This window comes from Pseudomonas sp. CBZ-4, assembly GCF_000346755.1.
Lineage (GTDB): Bacteria > Pseudomonadota > Gammaproteobacteria > Pseudomonadales > Pseudomonadaceae > Aquipseudomonas.
In genome coordinates this window covers 19,464-34,964 of sequence record NZ_ANNV01000139.1, presented here as the reverse complement: position 1 = coordinate 34,964, position 15,501 = coordinate 19,464, and the positions used below count along the sequence as shown (strand labels likewise).

At 64.1% G+C, this 15,501-nt stretch carries 16 protein-coding genes; 4 read left to right on the top strand and 12 right to left on the bottom strand.

Translation table 11 applies throughout. The features are described from left to right. Positions 1-54: 54 nt before the first annotated feature. The 12 genes from B348_RS0118800 to B348_RS0118745 form a co-directional block, all read right to left on the bottom strand. The gene (locus B348_RS0118800; protein WP_017737620.1) at positions 55-564 is read right to left on the bottom strand and encodes a GNAT family N-acetyltransferase; all 510 of its coding nucleotides are present in this window, start codon (positions 562-564) and stop codon (positions 55-57) included. Continuing rightward, positions 561-1,100, bottom strand: coding sequence for a phage tail protein (locus tag B348_RS0118795; protein ID WP_017737619.1), 540 nt, complete (start codon positions 1,098-1,100; stop codon positions 561-563). Before B348_RS0118795 ends, B348_RS0118800 begins: the two co-directional genes overlap by 4 nt. A 26-nt stretch (positions 1,101-1,126) precedes the next feature. Beyond that, entirely contained in the window at positions 1,127-1,699 is a 573-nt protein-coding gene (locus B348_RS0118790; RefSeq protein ID WP_017737618.1) for a phage tail protein, read from the bottom strand. Positions 1,700-1,735: 36 nt separating this feature from the next. Next, on the bottom strand, positions 1,736-2,290 hold the full coding sequence (locus B348_RS0118785) for a phage tail protein (RefSeq protein ID WP_017737617.1): 555 nt from the start codon (positions 2,288-2,290) through the stop codon (positions 1,736-1,738). Positions 2,291-2,458: 168 nt separating this feature from the next. Further along, positions 2,459-3,058 (bottom strand): mobile mystery protein B, encoded by a 600-nt coding sequence (locus B348_RS0118780; RefSeq protein ID WP_017737616.1) that lies wholly within the window; start codon positions 3,056-3,058, stop codon positions 2,459-2,461. Then, positions 3,037-3,501, bottom strand: coding sequence for a mobile mystery protein A (locus tag B348_RS0118775; protein WP_017737615.1), 465 nt, complete (start codon positions 3,499-3,501; stop codon positions 3,037-3,039). The genes B348_RS0118780 and B348_RS0118775 overlap by 22 nt, the downstream gene beginning before the upstream one ends. A gap of 164 nt (positions 3,502-3,665) precedes the next feature. After that, positions 3,666-4,598, bottom strand: coding sequence for a phosphatidate cytidylyltransferase (locus tag B348_RS0118770; protein WP_017737614.1), 933 nt, complete (start codon positions 4,596-4,598; stop codon positions 3,666-3,668). A 1-nt stretch (position 4,599) separates the two neighbouring features. Then, positions 4,600-5,220, bottom strand: coding sequence for a 1-acyl-sn-glycerol-3-phosphate acyltransferase (locus B348_RS0118765; RefSeq protein WP_017737613.1), 621 nt, complete (start codon positions 5,218-5,220; stop codon positions 4,600-4,602). A 9-nt stretch (positions 5,221-5,229) separates the two neighbouring features. Next, complete coding sequence (locus tag B348_RS0118760; protein WP_017737612.1) at positions 5,230-5,673, bottom strand: hypothetical protein; 444 nt, start codon at positions 5,671-5,673, stop codon at positions 5,230-5,232. Continuing rightward, positions 5,663-6,961 carry a phosphatase PAP2/dual specificity phosphatase family protein gene (locus B348_RS0118755; RefSeq protein WP_017737611.1) on the bottom strand — a complete coding sequence of 433 codons (1,299 nt, stop codon included), beginning with the start codon at positions 6,959-6,961 and terminating at the stop codon, positions 5,663-5,665. The genes B348_RS0118760 and B348_RS0118755 overlap by 11 nt, the downstream gene beginning before the upstream one ends. Positions 6,962-6,963: 2 nt before the next feature. Beyond that, on the bottom strand, positions 6,964-8,712 hold the full coding sequence (locus tag B348_RS0118750) for a bifunctional alpha/beta hydrolase/class I SAM-dependent methyltransferase (protein ID WP_017737610.1): 1,749 nt from the start codon (positions 8,710-8,712) through the stop codon (positions 6,964-6,966). 10 nt (positions 8,713-8,722) lie between these two features. Further along, entirely contained in the window at positions 8,723-9,340 is a 618-nt protein-coding gene (locus B348_RS0118745; protein WP_017737609.1) for a CDP-alcohol phosphatidyltransferase family protein, read from the bottom strand. Between the two features lie 333 nt (positions 9,341-9,673). Here B348_RS0118745 and hflK (B348_RS0118740) point away from each other — a divergent pair, with 333 nt between their 5' ends. The 4 genes from hflK (B348_RS0118740) to B348_RS0118725 are packed head-to-tail and all read left to right on the top strand — an operon-like array spanning position 9,674 to position 15,494. Beyond that, positions 9,674-11,578: a protease modulator HflK gene (hflK, locus tag B348_RS0118740; RefSeq protein WP_017737608.1), complete on the top strand. Its 1,905-nt coding sequence runs from the start codon at positions 9,674-9,676 to the stop codon at positions 11,576-11,578. Positions 11,579-11,590: 12 nt separating this feature from the next. Next, positions 11,591-12,580, top strand: a complete 990-nt coding sequence (gene hflC, locus B348_RS0118735) for a protease modulator HflC (protein ID WP_026136891.1) — start codon at positions 11,591-11,593, stop codon at positions 12,578-12,580. Next, the gene (gene hflK, locus B348_RS0118730) at positions 12,577-13,611 is read left to right on the top strand and encodes a protease modulator HflK (protein WP_017737606.1); all 1,035 of its coding nucleotides are present in this window, start codon (positions 12,577-12,579) and stop codon (positions 13,609-13,611) included. The genes hflC and hflK (B348_RS0118730) overlap by 4 nt, the downstream gene beginning before the upstream one ends. After that, positions 13,608-15,494: a cation-translocating P-type ATPase gene (locus tag B348_RS0118725; RefSeq protein ID WP_026136890.1), complete on the top strand. Its 1,887-nt coding sequence runs from the start codon at positions 13,608-13,610 to the stop codon at positions 15,492-15,494. The genes hflK (B348_RS0118730) and B348_RS0118725 overlap by 4 nt, the downstream gene beginning before the upstream one ends. Positions 15,495-15,501 lie beyond the last annotated feature (7 nt).

The window sequence follows — 15,501 nt, the reverse complement described above, 5'->3', positions numbered from 1 at the left end:
TCGTTTGCCATCACAGTCAGTAAACATTCAAGCGTCAGTGTCGGTGCTGCCGGGCTACTCCTGGGACGGACGCGCGGGCCGGCGCATCTGGGTGTGAATGCCGGTTTCACCGCAGGCTTGAAAGCCAAGCCGGTGGTACAGGCGACGGGCCGGATTGCCTTGCTCGACGCTCAGGTCGCAGGGCTGGTCGGCGGCATCGGCCTTGGCCAGCAAGGCTTGCAACAACTGCGTGCCGATGCCCCGGCCGCGCCAGTCCGGGAGCAGGGCGATGTCCACCACACGCAGCGCCTCGGGCGTGTGCTGCACGCACAGCCGCCCGATCGGGGTGCCGGCTTGCTCGATGATCAGGAAGTCCGCCGTCGCGTAGTGTTTTTCATAGTGCTGGTGCTGCAACTGCGCCTGGGCGTGCAGGAATGCGCGACGCTGGATGTCGTCCCAGCCCGGAACCTGGCTGACTTCGGCCCAGCGCCGGGCGACGAACAGGTCCTGGAGGAAGACCCGGTCGTCACTCGTCTGCGTGCGCAGCTCCGTGGGGCTGCCCAGGAGGTCGGCGGTCTGCATCATGATGGCTTCACGGGGTACTCGCCATTGAGGCAGATGCAGTAGCTCAAGGTCAGGAACGGCTGCAGGGTGCTGCGTTGTGGACTGGTGCCGGGGGAGAGCTGCCCGGCGGGCGTCAGTGTTCCGGTGGGCAGGGTCGGGCCGCCGGCTAGCGGCGCGGTGTTGTTGTAGACGCGTACGTTGCGGGGCTGGGCCAGATAAGCGGTGCTGTTGGGCACATCCAGGGCCGCCGAGGCTTCAGTGCCATCCTTCACCTGTACCGCGTGGGTATGGCCGGTCAGGTTGGCGGGTGTCAGCGTGACCTGATCGGCCCCCACGGGGATGCCAATGGATCGCTGGGGGCTGGCGCCCATTGCCGCACGCCCATTGAAGTTGGGCAGTTTGAACGTCTGCCCGGACGTACCGCCGTAGGTGTAGCCGAGTATCGAGAACAGCGCCGGGAACTGCTGGATCGACAACGCCGAGCCGTCGCAATAGGCCCAATCCTGAGGTGCGTAGTTGAACGGGAACAGGCGGATTTCGCCGGTGAAAGCATCCATGATCGGTCGCTCCTGAGCAGAGAAGGTTACGGCCGCATCGGGTAGATACCCGTCAGGCAGATGATGTAGTTGATGGTCAAGGACCCCATCAGGTTGCTGTGGGGGGTGCCCACGGCAGGGCCTGGCACGGGGTCGAGAAAGCCCGGATCCAACGTGACTGCCGCGAATGAGCCGGACCCTGCGCTGTACAGGCCCTTGACGATGGTGACAGGCTCGAATTGGCCGAACGTCAGGCTGTTGGCCGGCGCCGGTGGCGTGGCCACGGGCGTCGCCGAGGTGGCAGGAGTGTTGTTGACCACAAAACCGTGGCTGTGGGCCGGTGTGTTGGCCGCCACCAGGGCGACTGTTTCGGCCCCCGTGGTCGCGGCCAGCACCCGCGGCGTCAGGCCGGGGCCGTTGCCTTGGCCGATGGGCAGGCGCCCGCGGTAGTCCGGCAGGGCGAAGGTTGTCACACCGTTGCCGCCGTAGACGGTTCCCAGTATCGAATACAAGCCCTGATAGGCATTGACGGGCAGCAGCGTGCCATCGCAAATCGCCCAGTTTTCCGGCGCGTAGTTGCCGGCAAACATGCGGATTTCTCCGAGGTAAGCTTCAGACATGTCAGTTTCCTTACTTGCGAGTCTGTAGGGGGACGGCTACTGGCGTGGCGGGTAGATGCCAGTCGTGGCGATGCAGAAACAGCCGACAATCGAGGGCTGCATATTCGCCACCGGCGCGCCGGGTGTAGCCACCACCGTCGCACTGTTCAGCGTCACCTGAGCGGTAGTCGAGGCCGTCACGTAAACCGGCTTTGACACGTCGCCCTTGGAGTTCGAACTGACGGCCGGGATGCCGCCTGCGGGGGTGGCGATGTTCGCCGCGCTGGCGGAAACGTGGGTACCGTGGGTATGGGGGGCGAGGGCATTGAGCCCGAGCGTTACCGTCTCTGTACCGCCGGCAGAACCCAGGGCGTGGACACCGATGACCGGGTCCGGTGCGACAGAAGGCACCCAGTTCTGACCCAGCGCCGCGCGGCCACGCAGGTCCGGTATACCAAAGGTGGTACTGCCATTGCCGCCGTAGCGATTACCCAGCAGAGAGGCCAACGCAACATAGGCGTTCAAGGGCAGCACCTGGCCTTCGCAGGGCAGCCAACCAGCAGGCGCCCAGCCCCAGGGGAACAGGCGGATTTCGCCAAGAAAGGGGTCCATGGTTTTCATCCTTGAAAAATAATTGGCGCCGACAACCTGCGCTTCCTACATGCAGTAAACGGCGTGTATATCCACAATAAACAGATGTGAATTTAATACGCAAATATTATTTTTTGACGCTGTAGAACTTATGCGTCAAGGCGTTGTCGCGCGCTGGCGTTGGGGAAATCAACTGCGCACAAAAGCCAATAAGGGCCCGTAGTCATTGGCATCTGCGGCGCGGAGCGCTTGGATATAGCGCTGGCGTATTTCACTCACCGTCACCAGGCTGGCGCGTCCCCAGGAAAACTGCACGAGGCCAGATTGCCTTAGCAGACAGTCGGTCATCAGGCGGGCGTGCCGGCCATTGCCATTTGGGAAGGCGTGCAACCACACCAATTGGTGATGAAAGCGCACGGCGACTTCTTCTGGCGGGAACACATCGTGTTCCAGCCAGTAGGTCATGTTGTCGAGTAGCTGACGCAAATTGACGGCGATCTTCGTCCAATCGCAGCCGATGTTCTTATCGGACTTACGGAAAGTCCCGGCCCACTTCCAGGTATCGCTGAACATCTTCGTGTGCAGCTCCCGGCAGAAGTGCTCATTGAGCACATCCAGTTTCTTCTGGCGGCCAATCCACAGGGTTGCCTTGAGGATGTTTTGCGCTTCCCATTCGTCCAACTCGCCTTGGGTCGCGATGTGTCTGGGTTTCAGACCGGCGATTTCGTCCGGGTCCAGGGGCGTCTGACCTGGCTTGAGGTCCAGTCCTACTGCCATAAGCGCGCCCATGAGCCATCGAGCAGTTCTTTGCGGCGTTCTTCAATTTGGCGCTCAATGAAGGCGTCCGAGGGACGTTGATCCTCAAGGCTCATGGAGTGCGCCACGCCCAGAATTTCTCTCTTTGCCAGCAGATCGGCGCGCTCTTCGATCATTTCGCGCAAGGGTTTCCTGGGTACGAGACCGTAGACGAGTTCGCAGTCCAGCGCTGCGGCGAGTTTTCTGAGTTGCGCGAGTGAAATTCGGTCCTCGACTTCGGAGCGCTCGGATTTATTCACGGTCACCGGCGCTACGCCGGCGATTTCGGCCTGTGCACGCAATGAGCGGCCAAGCGCCTCCCTGATCGATCGCAACCAGCCGCCGGGCGGAACTGAGGCGCCTTTGACGGTATTGAAAGGTTCGATGGCGCGTTCCACTTGAGAGAGGCGCAGCTTATAGAGGTTGGAAGTGCCCACGGCGAATTACCTTTTGAAAGCCTATAGGCTTTCAGTATTGCAATAAATATAAGCCTATAGGTATACAAATAATTCAAAAAATAAGCCTATAGGCTAACAAGATACTTCTTTTTGTTAGCCTACAGGCTTTCGGATTTATTCAGTTTGTTAATTTTAAATGGGACTCAGGTCCACCAGAAGCGCACCAGATGAAAGAAAATCGGCGCCGCAAAACACACCGAATCCAACCGATCCAGCATGCCGCCATGCCCTTCGATCATATGCCCCCAATCCTTTACGCCCCGGTCACGCTTGATCGCCGACATCACGATGCCGCCGGCAAACCCCAGCAGGTTGATCAACAGCGCGATCAGGAACGACTGCCACGGGTTGAACGGCGTGGTCCACCACAGCGCCGCGCCGATCAGGGATGACAGCAAGATCCCACCGACAAAGCCTTCCACGGTTTTGGACGGCGACAGGTTGGGTGCGATCTTGTGTTTGCCGAACAACTTCCCACAGACGTACTGGAGCACGTCCGACAGCTGCACCACGATCACCAGGTAGGCAATCAGCAGCAGGTTGCGGCCTTCGTAGCCGGGGATGTCGAGGGTCAGCAGGGCGGGCACGAAGGATACGCAGAACACTGCGATCATCAGGCCCCACTGCACTTTCGAGGCACGTTCCAGGAAGTGCGTGCTGTCGCCGCCCAAGGACGCGAGGATCGGCAGCAGCAGGAATACGTACACCGGGATGAAGATCGAGAACAGCCCGTACCAGTCGGCGAAGATCAGCAGGTACTGCAACGGCAGCGCCAGGTAGAACGCGGCCACCAGCGCCGGGTAGTCGCTGCGGCGGGTCGGGGTGAGGGTGAGGAATTCACGCAGGGCGTAGAACGACACCGCGTAGAACAGCAGGATCACCGCGCCCGTGCCGAGCCAGAAGGCGATGCCGATCACTACCACCATCACCCACCAGGCGTTGATGCGCGCGTTGAGGTTGTCGATCACCGCGTTGGGCGTGCCACGGGTGCGCAGTTTGAGGATCAGGCCGATCAGCGAGGCGAGCACCAGGATCGCGCCGATGCCGCCGAACAGCATTATGGTCTGGCTGTGCATATCAGGAATGCTCCGGGGCAAGGGCAAGCAGGGCGTCGCGGGTACGGGCGAGGAAGGCGCTCTTGTCTTCGCCTTCTTCCAGGTGCAACGGCGCGCCGAAGCTGGTGGTGCACAACAACGGCAGCGGCAACACGCGGCCCTTGGGCATGACCCGGTTGAGGTTGGCTATCCACACCGGCACCAGTTCGGCCTGTGGGTAACTTTTTGCCAAGTGGTAGAGGCCGCTTTTGAACGGCAGCAGGCCATCTTCCAGGTTGCGTGTGCCTTCGGGAAACAGGATCAGCGAATCGCCGCCTTCCAGCGCGGCCAGCATCGGCTGCAAGGGGTTATCCACAGGGTCCTTGCGCTCGCGGTCGATCAGCACGCCATTGAACACGCGGTTGATGATGTAGCGGCGCAGGGCGCTCTTGCTCCAATAGTCGCTGCCGGCCACCGGGCGCGTGAACTTGCGCAGGTTTTGCGGCAACGAGGCCCACAGCAACACGAAGTCGCCGTGGCTGCTGTGGTTGGCAAAGTAGATGCGCTGCACCGGCACCGGCGCGCAGCCGAGCCACAGGCTGCGGGCGCCGGTGACGGTGCGGGCCATGGAGGTAATCAGCGTGGCGACCACGGGTTCGAACATGGGAATTCCTTATCCGGCGAAAGGCAGCCAAGGGCTGGCGAGGATCACGCTGAGGGTCAGCAGCGCTTGCGCGCCCAGCAGCCAGGCTTGTTTGCGCAGCAGTTTGAGGGCGCCGCGACGGCGCTCGGTCCACGGCCGGCCGGCGCGCTTGGGCGACTGCAGGCCAAGGGTTTGCAGGGCCTGGTCGAGGTCGGCGGTGCGTTCGGTGTCGCGGGCGAGCAGGGCGAACAGGTCGGCGTCGAAGGCCACACGCAGCGCCCAGTATTTTTGCAGCAGGCCGAGGATAATCATCCACAGGCTGAGCAGCAGGCAGATCGGCGTAATACTGGCCATCAGCAGTTGGGCCAGGCCGAACAGGACGCCGAGCAGGGTCAGGCCTGTGGATAACTGATCCAGCGAACGGCCACGGCGCAGCAGGCTGGCGACGACCTGGAGTTCCATATCAGCGGGCATGGGGCAAACCCTCCAAAGCTTCACGGTGAGCGGGGTGCAGGACCACATCGGCCCGCGCTGTACGAATAATAGTCAGCGCCTCTTCCACCGTCGCGGCGCGACCGCTGTGCAGCAGCCACGCGGCCACGGCGGTGGCGCTGCGCGAATAGCCGAGCGCGCAGCACACCAGCAGCGGGCCGCTGGCGCGCAGGCGCTCGATGGCGTGTGCGGCGTGCAGGCATTCCGCAGGCGTCGGTGCGATCAGGTCCAGCACGGGGATGCATTGATAAGCGCGGCCCTGTGGATCAATCGGCAATTCGGCGCAGAGATCGACGATGGCCTTGAAGGGCTCTTGCTCGCGCGCTGTAGGAATACGCCCGAGCCAGACGTTATCCACAATCAGGTCGGGTTGTGGATGTTTGTGTGTCCACAGGCGCGAGTTGATCCACGCCGCCGCCAGATACGGCGCATACAGCCAGCGCGCGGCCGGCGTCAGTCGGCCATCGGCGCGCTTCTGGAAACCCGCCGCGCCCAGCACAAAATAGTTCGCCTTGATCAAGGCCAGGGCAACCGCCGGCCAAAGCAGCCACAGCCAGCCGCCGCCCATGACAAACGCCAGGACCGCCAAGACCAACGCCCCCAAGCCATAACGCACGCCCAGCCGCCAGCGTTTGCGGTCCCGCGTCAGCCGCGCATTCAGCAGCGGGCTGGGATGTTCCACCGGCCACAACCACACACAGATCCACCCCGCGAGTGCGCCTGTGGGTAAGTCGATAAAGTGATGTTGATAAGTGGTCAGCACCGAAACACCGATCAACGCAAACCAGCCATGCACCAGCCAGCGCCACACACCCTGGGTATGGCGCTGGTACATGACCCACAGGATCACCAGCAGGGCGATATGCAGCGATGGCGCCTGGTTGAAGGGTTTGTCGAAGCCGGCCAGCACGGCAAACAGCCAGCCGAACACGCCGTCCAGCTCTGGCCGCTCGAAGGTGAAGCGCAGCGGCCAGATCAGGAAGCAGCTCACGGCAATAAGCTGCGCCGAGAGCAGCCGCAACGCGTGCTGCTTCAATTCATGCCGGGTGTTGGGCAGCAGCAGGGAGAACCCGTAGAGCAAGTCGATGGACCAGTAGGGCACGATGGTCCATGCCCAGAAGGGCATGTGGGTTTCCCAGTCGAACACCAGCGTGCCGACGTCACTGCGCTGGCTGGTGACCCAGGTGGCGAAGCCGTAGGTGCTGAAAAACAGCGGCGCCAACAGCAGCAGCCAGAGGACGGCGGGTTTCAACAAACCGGGTTTGCGCATGCTCAGATCTTCTGTGCCAGGGACACGGTAAAGATGCCCCACTCATCCACACGCTGGGTGATCTTGCGAAAGCCCGCCGCCTCGACCAGTTGATCCATTTCCGCCTGGCTGCGCCGACGCATCACCCAGGCCTGGCCTTGGCGATGGCTGGTCAGGGCGCGGGCGATCAGTTCCAGCTGTGGGTGCCATGGCTGCCCGGTGTAGACCAGGTAACCACCGGGCTCCACGGCTTCGGCAAGGCCGGCCAGCGAACCGCCGACCATGGCGTTATCGGCAAACAACTCATACAGCCCGGACACCACGGCCAGCGTCGGCTTGGGCTCCAGCGCCGCCAGGTCGGCACGGTCAAATGCATCGCCTTTGACGAATTGGGCGATATCCCCCAGGCCTTTTTCGCGGATCAGCGCACCACCGTCGCGCACGTTGATGTCGCTGTAGTCGCGCAGCAGGATCGATTCCGGCAGTGGCGATACGCCCTGCAACGCTTCCAGGATGTAGCGCCCGTGGCCGGCGGCGATATCGACGATGCGCACTTCGCGATCATCCCCACGCAGCTTGGCCATGGCCAGGCGCAGCAGTTCCTCGACGTTCAGCTTGCGCTGGCGAATGCCGCGCCAGCCGATGGAGTTGAGGTAGTTGGTGTCGATCATCCGCCCCAGCCCGCCCTTGCCGGTGGGGGTGTTGCGGTACACGTAGTCCAGGGTGCTGCCGGAGTCGAAGCCGGTGTCGAAGCCCAGCTTCACGCCGTCCGACAGGTTCTTGCCCAGGCCCATGCTGGCGCGGGTCAGGCGCCAGTACAGGTCGCGCAGGGAGTTGCGCGGCAGCGGCGCGGCGAGGGCTTCGGACTCGGCGCAGGTGGCGCCGATCTTGTCGGCGTCCAGCAGCGAGGCGCGGTCCAGCGGGTGGGCGAAGTTTTGCAGGATAAAGCGCTTGGCGCTGCTCACGGCTGTGGCACGGTCGCGTTCGCCGAGGGTGTCGTGGAAAAAGCCGGGGAGGATATGCAGCTCTTTTTTCAGGCTGCCGAGGCGGTCGAAAAATTGCTGCTGGGGTTTGCGATGCACCACGAAGTCAGAGCCGGAGACCAGCAATTGGGTCGGCACTTGGATCGCCTGGGCATCGGCTACAACCCGGTCGGCGGCTTCGTACAGGCCGAGCAGCACATTCACCGAGATCGCCTTGGTGATCAGCGGGTCGCTGTCGTAGGAGGCCACGCGTTCCGGGTCATGGCTGAGGAACTTGGCCTTGACGTAGCTGTTGACGAAAAAGTTGCCGCGAAACTTGCGCATCAGTGCCAGGCCCGGGCGGGCGAAGGGCACGTAGAGCTTGACCTTGAACGCCGGGGAGGCGAGCACCAGCGCGCGGATCTTCGGCGCGTAGTCGTGCACCCACGTGGCCGCGATCACCGCGCCGACGCTTTGCGCGATGACCGCGAAGTTTTCTTCTTCGATGCCGTAGGTGGCGCCGATGTGGTCGCAAAAGGTCTGCACATCGCGGGCGCTGGTGGCAAAACTGGGGCTGTCGCCGCGCTCGCCGGGGGATTGGCCGTGGCCGCGGGCGTCCCAGGCGAAGAAGTCGAACTGCGGCAGGTCCAGTTCATCCACCAGATGCGCGATCCGCCCCGAATGCTCGTGGCCGCGATGGAACAACACGATGGCCTTGCGCGGCCCGTCGTTCGCGGTGGCCGGCCAGTGGCGGTAGAACAGCTCGACGCCATCGTGGGTACTGAAGGTGTGTGCTTGTTGTTCACGCATCGCAAAATCCTTATGCAGAAGGGGAAGTCGGTTCTTTGAGACCTTGGCGCACGCGGTTGACCAGCGTGTAGGCAAGCAGGGCGGCCACCAGCCACATCACCCCATCCACCCAGCCTGCGCCCAGCCAGCCCAGCGCCACACCGGTAGCCAGCACGCCGAGCACAAAGGCGCGATCACTCTTGCCCATCGGTCCGTCGTAGCGGCGTGACGCGCCGACCATCGGCCCGAGCACGCCGGCGTATTCACTGAACACCGCCAGCAACGCCACCAGCAGCACCGGCGCCAGGCTCACGCCGGGGATCAGCGCAAACGGCAGGATCAGCGCGCTGTCGGCGATCACGTCGCACAGTTCATTGAGGTAGGCGCCCAGGCGCGACTGCTGGCCGAATTCCCGGGCGAGCATGCCGTCGATGGCGTTGAGGGCCATGCGCAGGATCATCCACAGCGGGATCAGCGCAAACAGCCACAGGTGGTGGGCGAAGCTGGCGATCAACAGGCCCACCAGCAGGGAAATCACGCCGGCCAGCACGGTGATCTGGTTGGCGGTGGTGCCGTTGTCATAGAGACGCTGCACGAGGGGGCGCAGCAGGTTTTGAAAACGCGGCTTGAGCTGATAGATCGAAATCATGGGAGGTGACGCTTCCTTGTCCGTGGACCCGCGAAAAACTGGTTCGGAGTGTGCCGCTTAATCCTGGGCGGCACCAGTGATGGCTCGTGTTTATGGGGGGTTAGTCACGCTCTTGAATGCAGCGATGTAACCCTGTGGGAGCTGGCTTGCCTGCGATGCTGACAACTCGGTCTTCCAGCAAAACCGCGGTGATTCAATCGCAGGCAAGCCAGCTCCCACACAAGCCAGCTCCCACAGGGATCGGTGGTCGGGTTTGAAAGCTGCATTCAGCGGACAAAAATTTCACGCCCCGTGTTATATCGTAACTAATTGTGTGCAAATGGGCGTGTTGGGATGCAAGTGGATCTAGAAGCTGACGGCGCTTCGGTAGAGGGCCTGCCGCGTTTTCAGCAAGGGCTGTTCCATGCCCGTCGATTGCGCCAGGCCGGTATCAGCCTGACCGCTGTGGCCGTGTGCGGCTGGGTGCTGGCGCTGTTTGTCGCGCTGTTCGCACCGCTGTCGATCTGGCCGGTGGTGTTGATCAACTGCGCCTCGGCCTTGCTGTTGCTGGTGGCTGGTTTGCAATCGGCGTGGTGGGTCGCCGATTGGCGCGCCCAGGCGCTGGAAGAACCGCCGCAGGAAGCCCCCGTAGAGGAAACCGGCCGTTACGCACGCCTGGCCGGGCGCTTCGGCAAGCAGATCGGCACCCCGGTGTTGTGGCTTGGCGGTTGGTCGCTGCTGGCGCTGATCAGCATTGTCGAGTTCTGGAACCTGGCATTGCCCGCTGCGCCTGTTGGTCAATCCGCCAGCATCGGTGCAGCGCTGGCCTTGGCGCTGGCCTTCGGCTTGCTGGTGTTCGAACGCCGCCTCGCCCAGGAAACCGCCGCCCAATGGCCGGAAGCTTCGCAACTGGCGCAATTGAGCCGGGTGGCGATTATCTGCCTGTTGATCAGCGCGATTTGCCTGTTGTTTGCGGGTGCCGAATCGGTCTGGCCGTTGCGCCTGGCGGTGATGATCGGCCTGCTGCCAGCGCTGGTCGCCGTGGAGTTTCTATTAAGAGCCGTGCTGTCACTGTTCAGCCCGCGCCAGCCACGCCTCGAACCGCGCCTGATGGCGCAAAGCTTTATCGCCGGGCTGTTGCGCTGGCCGCCCCAACCCTTGCTCGCCTTGCAGCACGAATTGCACAACCGCTTCGGTATCGACCTGCGTCAAATCTGGGCGTTTACCTACATGCGCCGGGCGTTCCTGCCGGTGCTGCTGGTGGTGTTGGCGGTCGGCTGGGCGCTGACCGGTGTGCACGAAGTGCCCCTGCAAGGGCGTGGGATTTATGAACGCTTCGGCAAACCCGTCGAGGTGTTCGGCCCCGGCCTGCATGCCGGTTTGCCCTGGCCGCTGGGCCGTGTGATCAACGTGGAAAACGGCGTGGTGCATGAACTGGCCACCAGCGTCAGCGAAGCCGCCGCACCGGAGTTGGCCGCCGCCGAAGGCCCCGCGCCGTTGATCGCCAACCGCTTGTGGGACGCCAGCCACGTGAATGACAAGTCCCAGGTCATTGCCAACAGCAGCGGCGACAAGCAGAGCTTCCAGATCGTCAACATGGACGTGCGTTTCGTCTACCGCATCGGCCTCACCGACCACGCCGCGCTCGCCGCCACCTATAACAGCGCGGATGTGCCGACCCTGATCCGCAGCACCGCCAGTCGCATCCTGGTCCACGACTTTGCCTCGCGCACCCTCGACGAATTGCTCGGCGAGCAACGCACGAGCCTCGCCGACGAGATCGGCCGCGCCGTGCAAGCCGACTTGCACAGCCTCGACAGCGGCGTGGAAATCCTCGCCACCGTCGTTGAAGCGATCCACCCACCGGCCGGCGCTGCCAATGCCTACCACGGCGTGCAAGCTGCGCAAATTGGTGCTCAGGCGCTGATCTCCCGCGAGCGTGGCGCGGCCAGCGAGCAGACCAACCTGGCGTTGCTGCAAGCCAGCACCGCCCGCGACCAGGCCACGGCCACGGCACGCGAAGTGAATGCCGGCGCCCAAGCGGCCGACCTGCGTTTCGCCGCCGAACAAAAGGCCTACGCCACCGCTGGCAAAGCCTTCGTGCTGGAGCAGTACCTCGGCCAAATCAGCCAGGGCCTGGCCCACGCCAAATTGCTGATTCTGGATCATCGCCTGGGCGCCGACAGCGCGCCGACGATTGATCTGCGTTCTTTTACCTTGCCGGCCGATCCGTCGCTGCCGCGCAAAGCCGTTCAATAAGGAGTCGGTCTGTTGAGCGCTCATTCTCACGATCACGGTCATCATCATGGCCATCACCACCATCATCATCACGGTGACGAACAAGCGGCCGGCCCATTCCCTTGGCGGCGCATGGCCTGGGCGTTGTTGCTGGTGCTGTTTGCGGTCGCGGCCGCGAGCCTGGTGCAAGTGCGTTCCGGCGAAGCCACGGTGATTACCCGCTTCGGCAACCCGGCGCGGGTGCTGCTGGAACCGGGCCTGGGCTGGCGCCTGCCGGCGCCGTTCGAAGCGGCGATCCCGGTGGACTTGCGCCTGCGCACCACCTCCAGTGGCTTGCAGGACGTGGGCACCCGCGATGGCCTGCGCATCATCGTGCAGGCCTACGTGGCGTGGCAGGTGCAGGGCGATGCCGACAATGTGCAGCGCTTTATGCGCGCGGTGCAGAACCAGCCGGACGAAGCGGCGCGGCAGATCCGTACCTTTGTCGGCTCGGCGCTGGAAACCACGGCGGCCAGCTTTGACCTGTCGAGCCTGATCAACACCGATGCCAGCCAGGTGCACATCGCCGATTTCGAGGCGCAGCTGCGCCAGCAGATCGATCAACAATTGCTCACCACCTATGGCGTGCGCGTGGCCCAGGTTGGCATCGAACGGCTGACCTTGCCGTCGGTGACGCTCACCGCCACGGTTGATCGCATGCGCGCCGAGCGCGAGACCATCGCCACCGAACGCACCGCCGTGGGCAAGCGTGAAGCCGCGCAGATCCGCTCCGCCGCCGAGCGCGACGCGCGCATCGTGCAGGCCGATGCCACGGTGAAAGCCGCCGATATCGAAGCGCAATCGCGGGTCGAAGCCGCGCAGATCTACGGCCGCGCCTACGCCGGCAACCCGCAGCTGTATAACCTGCTGCGTTCGCTGGATACCTTGGGCACGGTGGTGACGCCGGGCACCAAGATCATCCTGCGCACCGATGCTGCGCCGTTCCGCGCGTTGGTGGATGGGCCCAAGGACGTCCAACCATGATCGAGCGTGACAGCCCGGACAGCCCGTGGATCCAGGCCGGGCGCCTGACCTTCATGGCGCTGTACGCGGTGACCGTGTTGGCCGCGTTGGCCTGGGCGTTTTCCAATGTGCGCCAGATCGACCCGCAGAACCGCGCCGTGGTCCTGCACTTCGGCGCCCTCGACCGTATCCAGAACGCCGGCCTTCTGTTGGCCTGGCCGCAACCGTTCGAGCAAGTGGTGTTGCTGCCGGCCGCCGACCGCGTGATCGAACGGCGGGTGGAGAACCTGCTGCGCTCCGAGGCGGCGACCCAGGCCGACCGCGTGGCCAGTTTTGCCACGCCGTTGAGCGATGCCCTGGCCGGCTCCGGTTACCTGCTGACCGGCGATGCCGGCGTGGTGCAGCTGGATGTGCGGGTGTTCTACAAGGTCACCGAGCCTTACGCGTTTGTGTTGCAAGGCGCGCATGTGTTGCCGGCGTTGGATCGCCTGGTGACGCGCAGCGCCGTGGCCCTCACGGCGGCCCGCGACCTGGACACGATCCTGGTGGCGCGCCCCGAGCTGATCGGCACCGACAACGGCGCCGCCGAGCGCCGTGAACGCTTGCGTGGTGACCTGGTGCAAGGCATCAACAAACGCCTCGCCGAATTGGCCTCGACGGGCTTGGGCCTGGGCATCGAAGTCACCCGCGTGGATGTGCAATCCAGCCTGCCGAGCCCGGCGGTGAATGCCTTCAACGCGGTGCTGACCGCCAGCCAGCAGGCTGACAAAGCCGTGGCCAACGCGCGCACCGACGCCGAAAAACTCACCCAGGCCGCCACCCAGCAGGCCGACCGCGTGGTGCAAGTCGCCCACGCTCAGGCCAGCGAACGCTTGGCCAATGCCCAGGCGCAAACCGCCACGGTCGCCAGCCTGGCCCAGGTGAAAGACCCGGGCTTGCTGTTGCGCCTGTACCGCGAACGCCTGCCGAAGATTCTCGGCCAGGCCGGTTCCGTGACCACGGTCGATCCGAAAGACGACTCCCGCTTGATTATCCAGGGAGCCGAACAATGAGCGCACCCATGCTGACCTCCGCCGAGCAGCGCAGTGCTGCGCGGCAATTGACCCTGGCCATGCTGGCCCTCGGCTTGCTGGTGTTGGGCCTGGTGTGGCGCTGGCTGGCGCCGGACCAGACCGGCGTGAGTCAGTTGTTGCTGGGTGTGGCGTCGCTATTGGTGGCCGTGCCGGTGATGCGTTCGGCGTGGTACAGCCTGCGTTTTCCCAGCCTGCATGGCATCACCGATCAACTGATCGCCCTGGCCATGCTCGGCGCCTGGGCCACCGGTGATCTGCTGACCGCTGCGCTGCTGCCAATCATCATGATCTTCGGCCATGTGCTTGAAGAACGCAGCGTGATCGGCTCCCAGGAGGCGATCCACGCACTGGGCAAACTGACCCGCAGCCACGCGCGCCTGGTGCAGGCCGACGGCAGCATTGTCGAGGTGGACAACGGCACGCTGCACACCGGCGATATCGTCGAAGTGCGTGCCGGCGACCGCGTGCCCGCCGATGGCGTGGTGCTGTCGGGTCAGGCGAGCCTGGACACCGCGCCGATCACCGGCGAGTCGGTGCCGTTGGAGGCGAGTGTGGGTGTGCAGGTGTTCGGCGGGGCGATCAACCTCGACGGCCTGCTGCGCCTGGAAGTGACGCGCACCGGCAATGAATCGACCCTGGGCAAAGTCATCGCGCTGATGCAGAACGCCGAGCGCTCCAAGCCGCCGATCACGCGGCTGCTGGAGCGTTACGCCGGCAGTTACATGGTGTTGGTGTTGCTGCTGGCGGCGGTCACCTGGTTTGTCACCAACGATGCGCAGGCGATGCTCGCGGTGCTGGTGGCGGCGTGCCCGTGTGCGTTGGTGCTGTCGGCGCCGGCCACGGCGATTGCCGGGATTGCCGTGGCGGCGCGCCATGGGATTCTGATCCGCAGCTCGGCGTTTCTGGAGGAGCTGGCGGACTTGACCTCGCTGGTCGTGGACAAGACCGGCACCCTGACGTTTGGCACCCTGCGCCTGCAGTCCATCGAAACCTCGGCGCCGGATCGGCAGGTGTTGCTCAACCTGGCGGCCAGCCTCGGCTCCGCCAGCAGCCACCCGGTCAGCCGGGCATTGGCCGGGTTGGCCACGCAGGAACAGCTGCTGGTGCTGACGGATATCCGTGAGCGCCAGGGCCTTGGTGTGGTGGCGCAGACCGCACAGGGCGAAGCGGCGCTGGGGCGGCCGGAGTTGTTTGAGCAACTGGGGATCGTCACCACGCCTGTGCCGAACCACGACGGCCCGATTGCCGGGCTGGCGCTGGACGGGCAATTCCTCGCCTGGCTGCTGCTGGCCGACAGCGTCAAACCCGAGGCCCGCCAGGCGCTACAAGAGCTGCGCGACCTCGGCCTGGGCCGTCAATTGCTGCTCACCGGCGACCGCCAAAGCGTCGCCGACAGCCTGGCGCTGGACGTGGGCATCAGTGACGTCGAGGCGCAGGCGTTGCCGGAAGACAAGCTCAACCGTGTGCTGGGGGAGATCGGCAGCGGTTTCCGCCCGATGGTGGTGGGCGACGGCATCAACGATTCCCTGGCGCTCAAGGCTGGCGTGGTCGGCGTGGCCATGGGCGCGGGCGGCGCGGACATTGCGTTGGCCTCGGCGGACGTGGTGCTGATCGGCAGCGACCTGCGGCGCCTGGGCACCTGTGTGCGCTTGAGTCGCCAGTGCCGGCAGACGTTGCAGGTCAATGTGATCATTGGCCTGGGCTGGACGCTGGCCATCGTCGTATTTGCTGCCTTTGGCTGGCTGGGCGCCGCCGGGGCGATGATTGCGGCGGTGTTGCATAACCTCAGCACCTTGCTGGTACTGGGCAATGCCGGGCGTTTGCTGCGCTTTCAGGAGCCTTTGTCGAAGCTCGAAGAATAAATTTTCG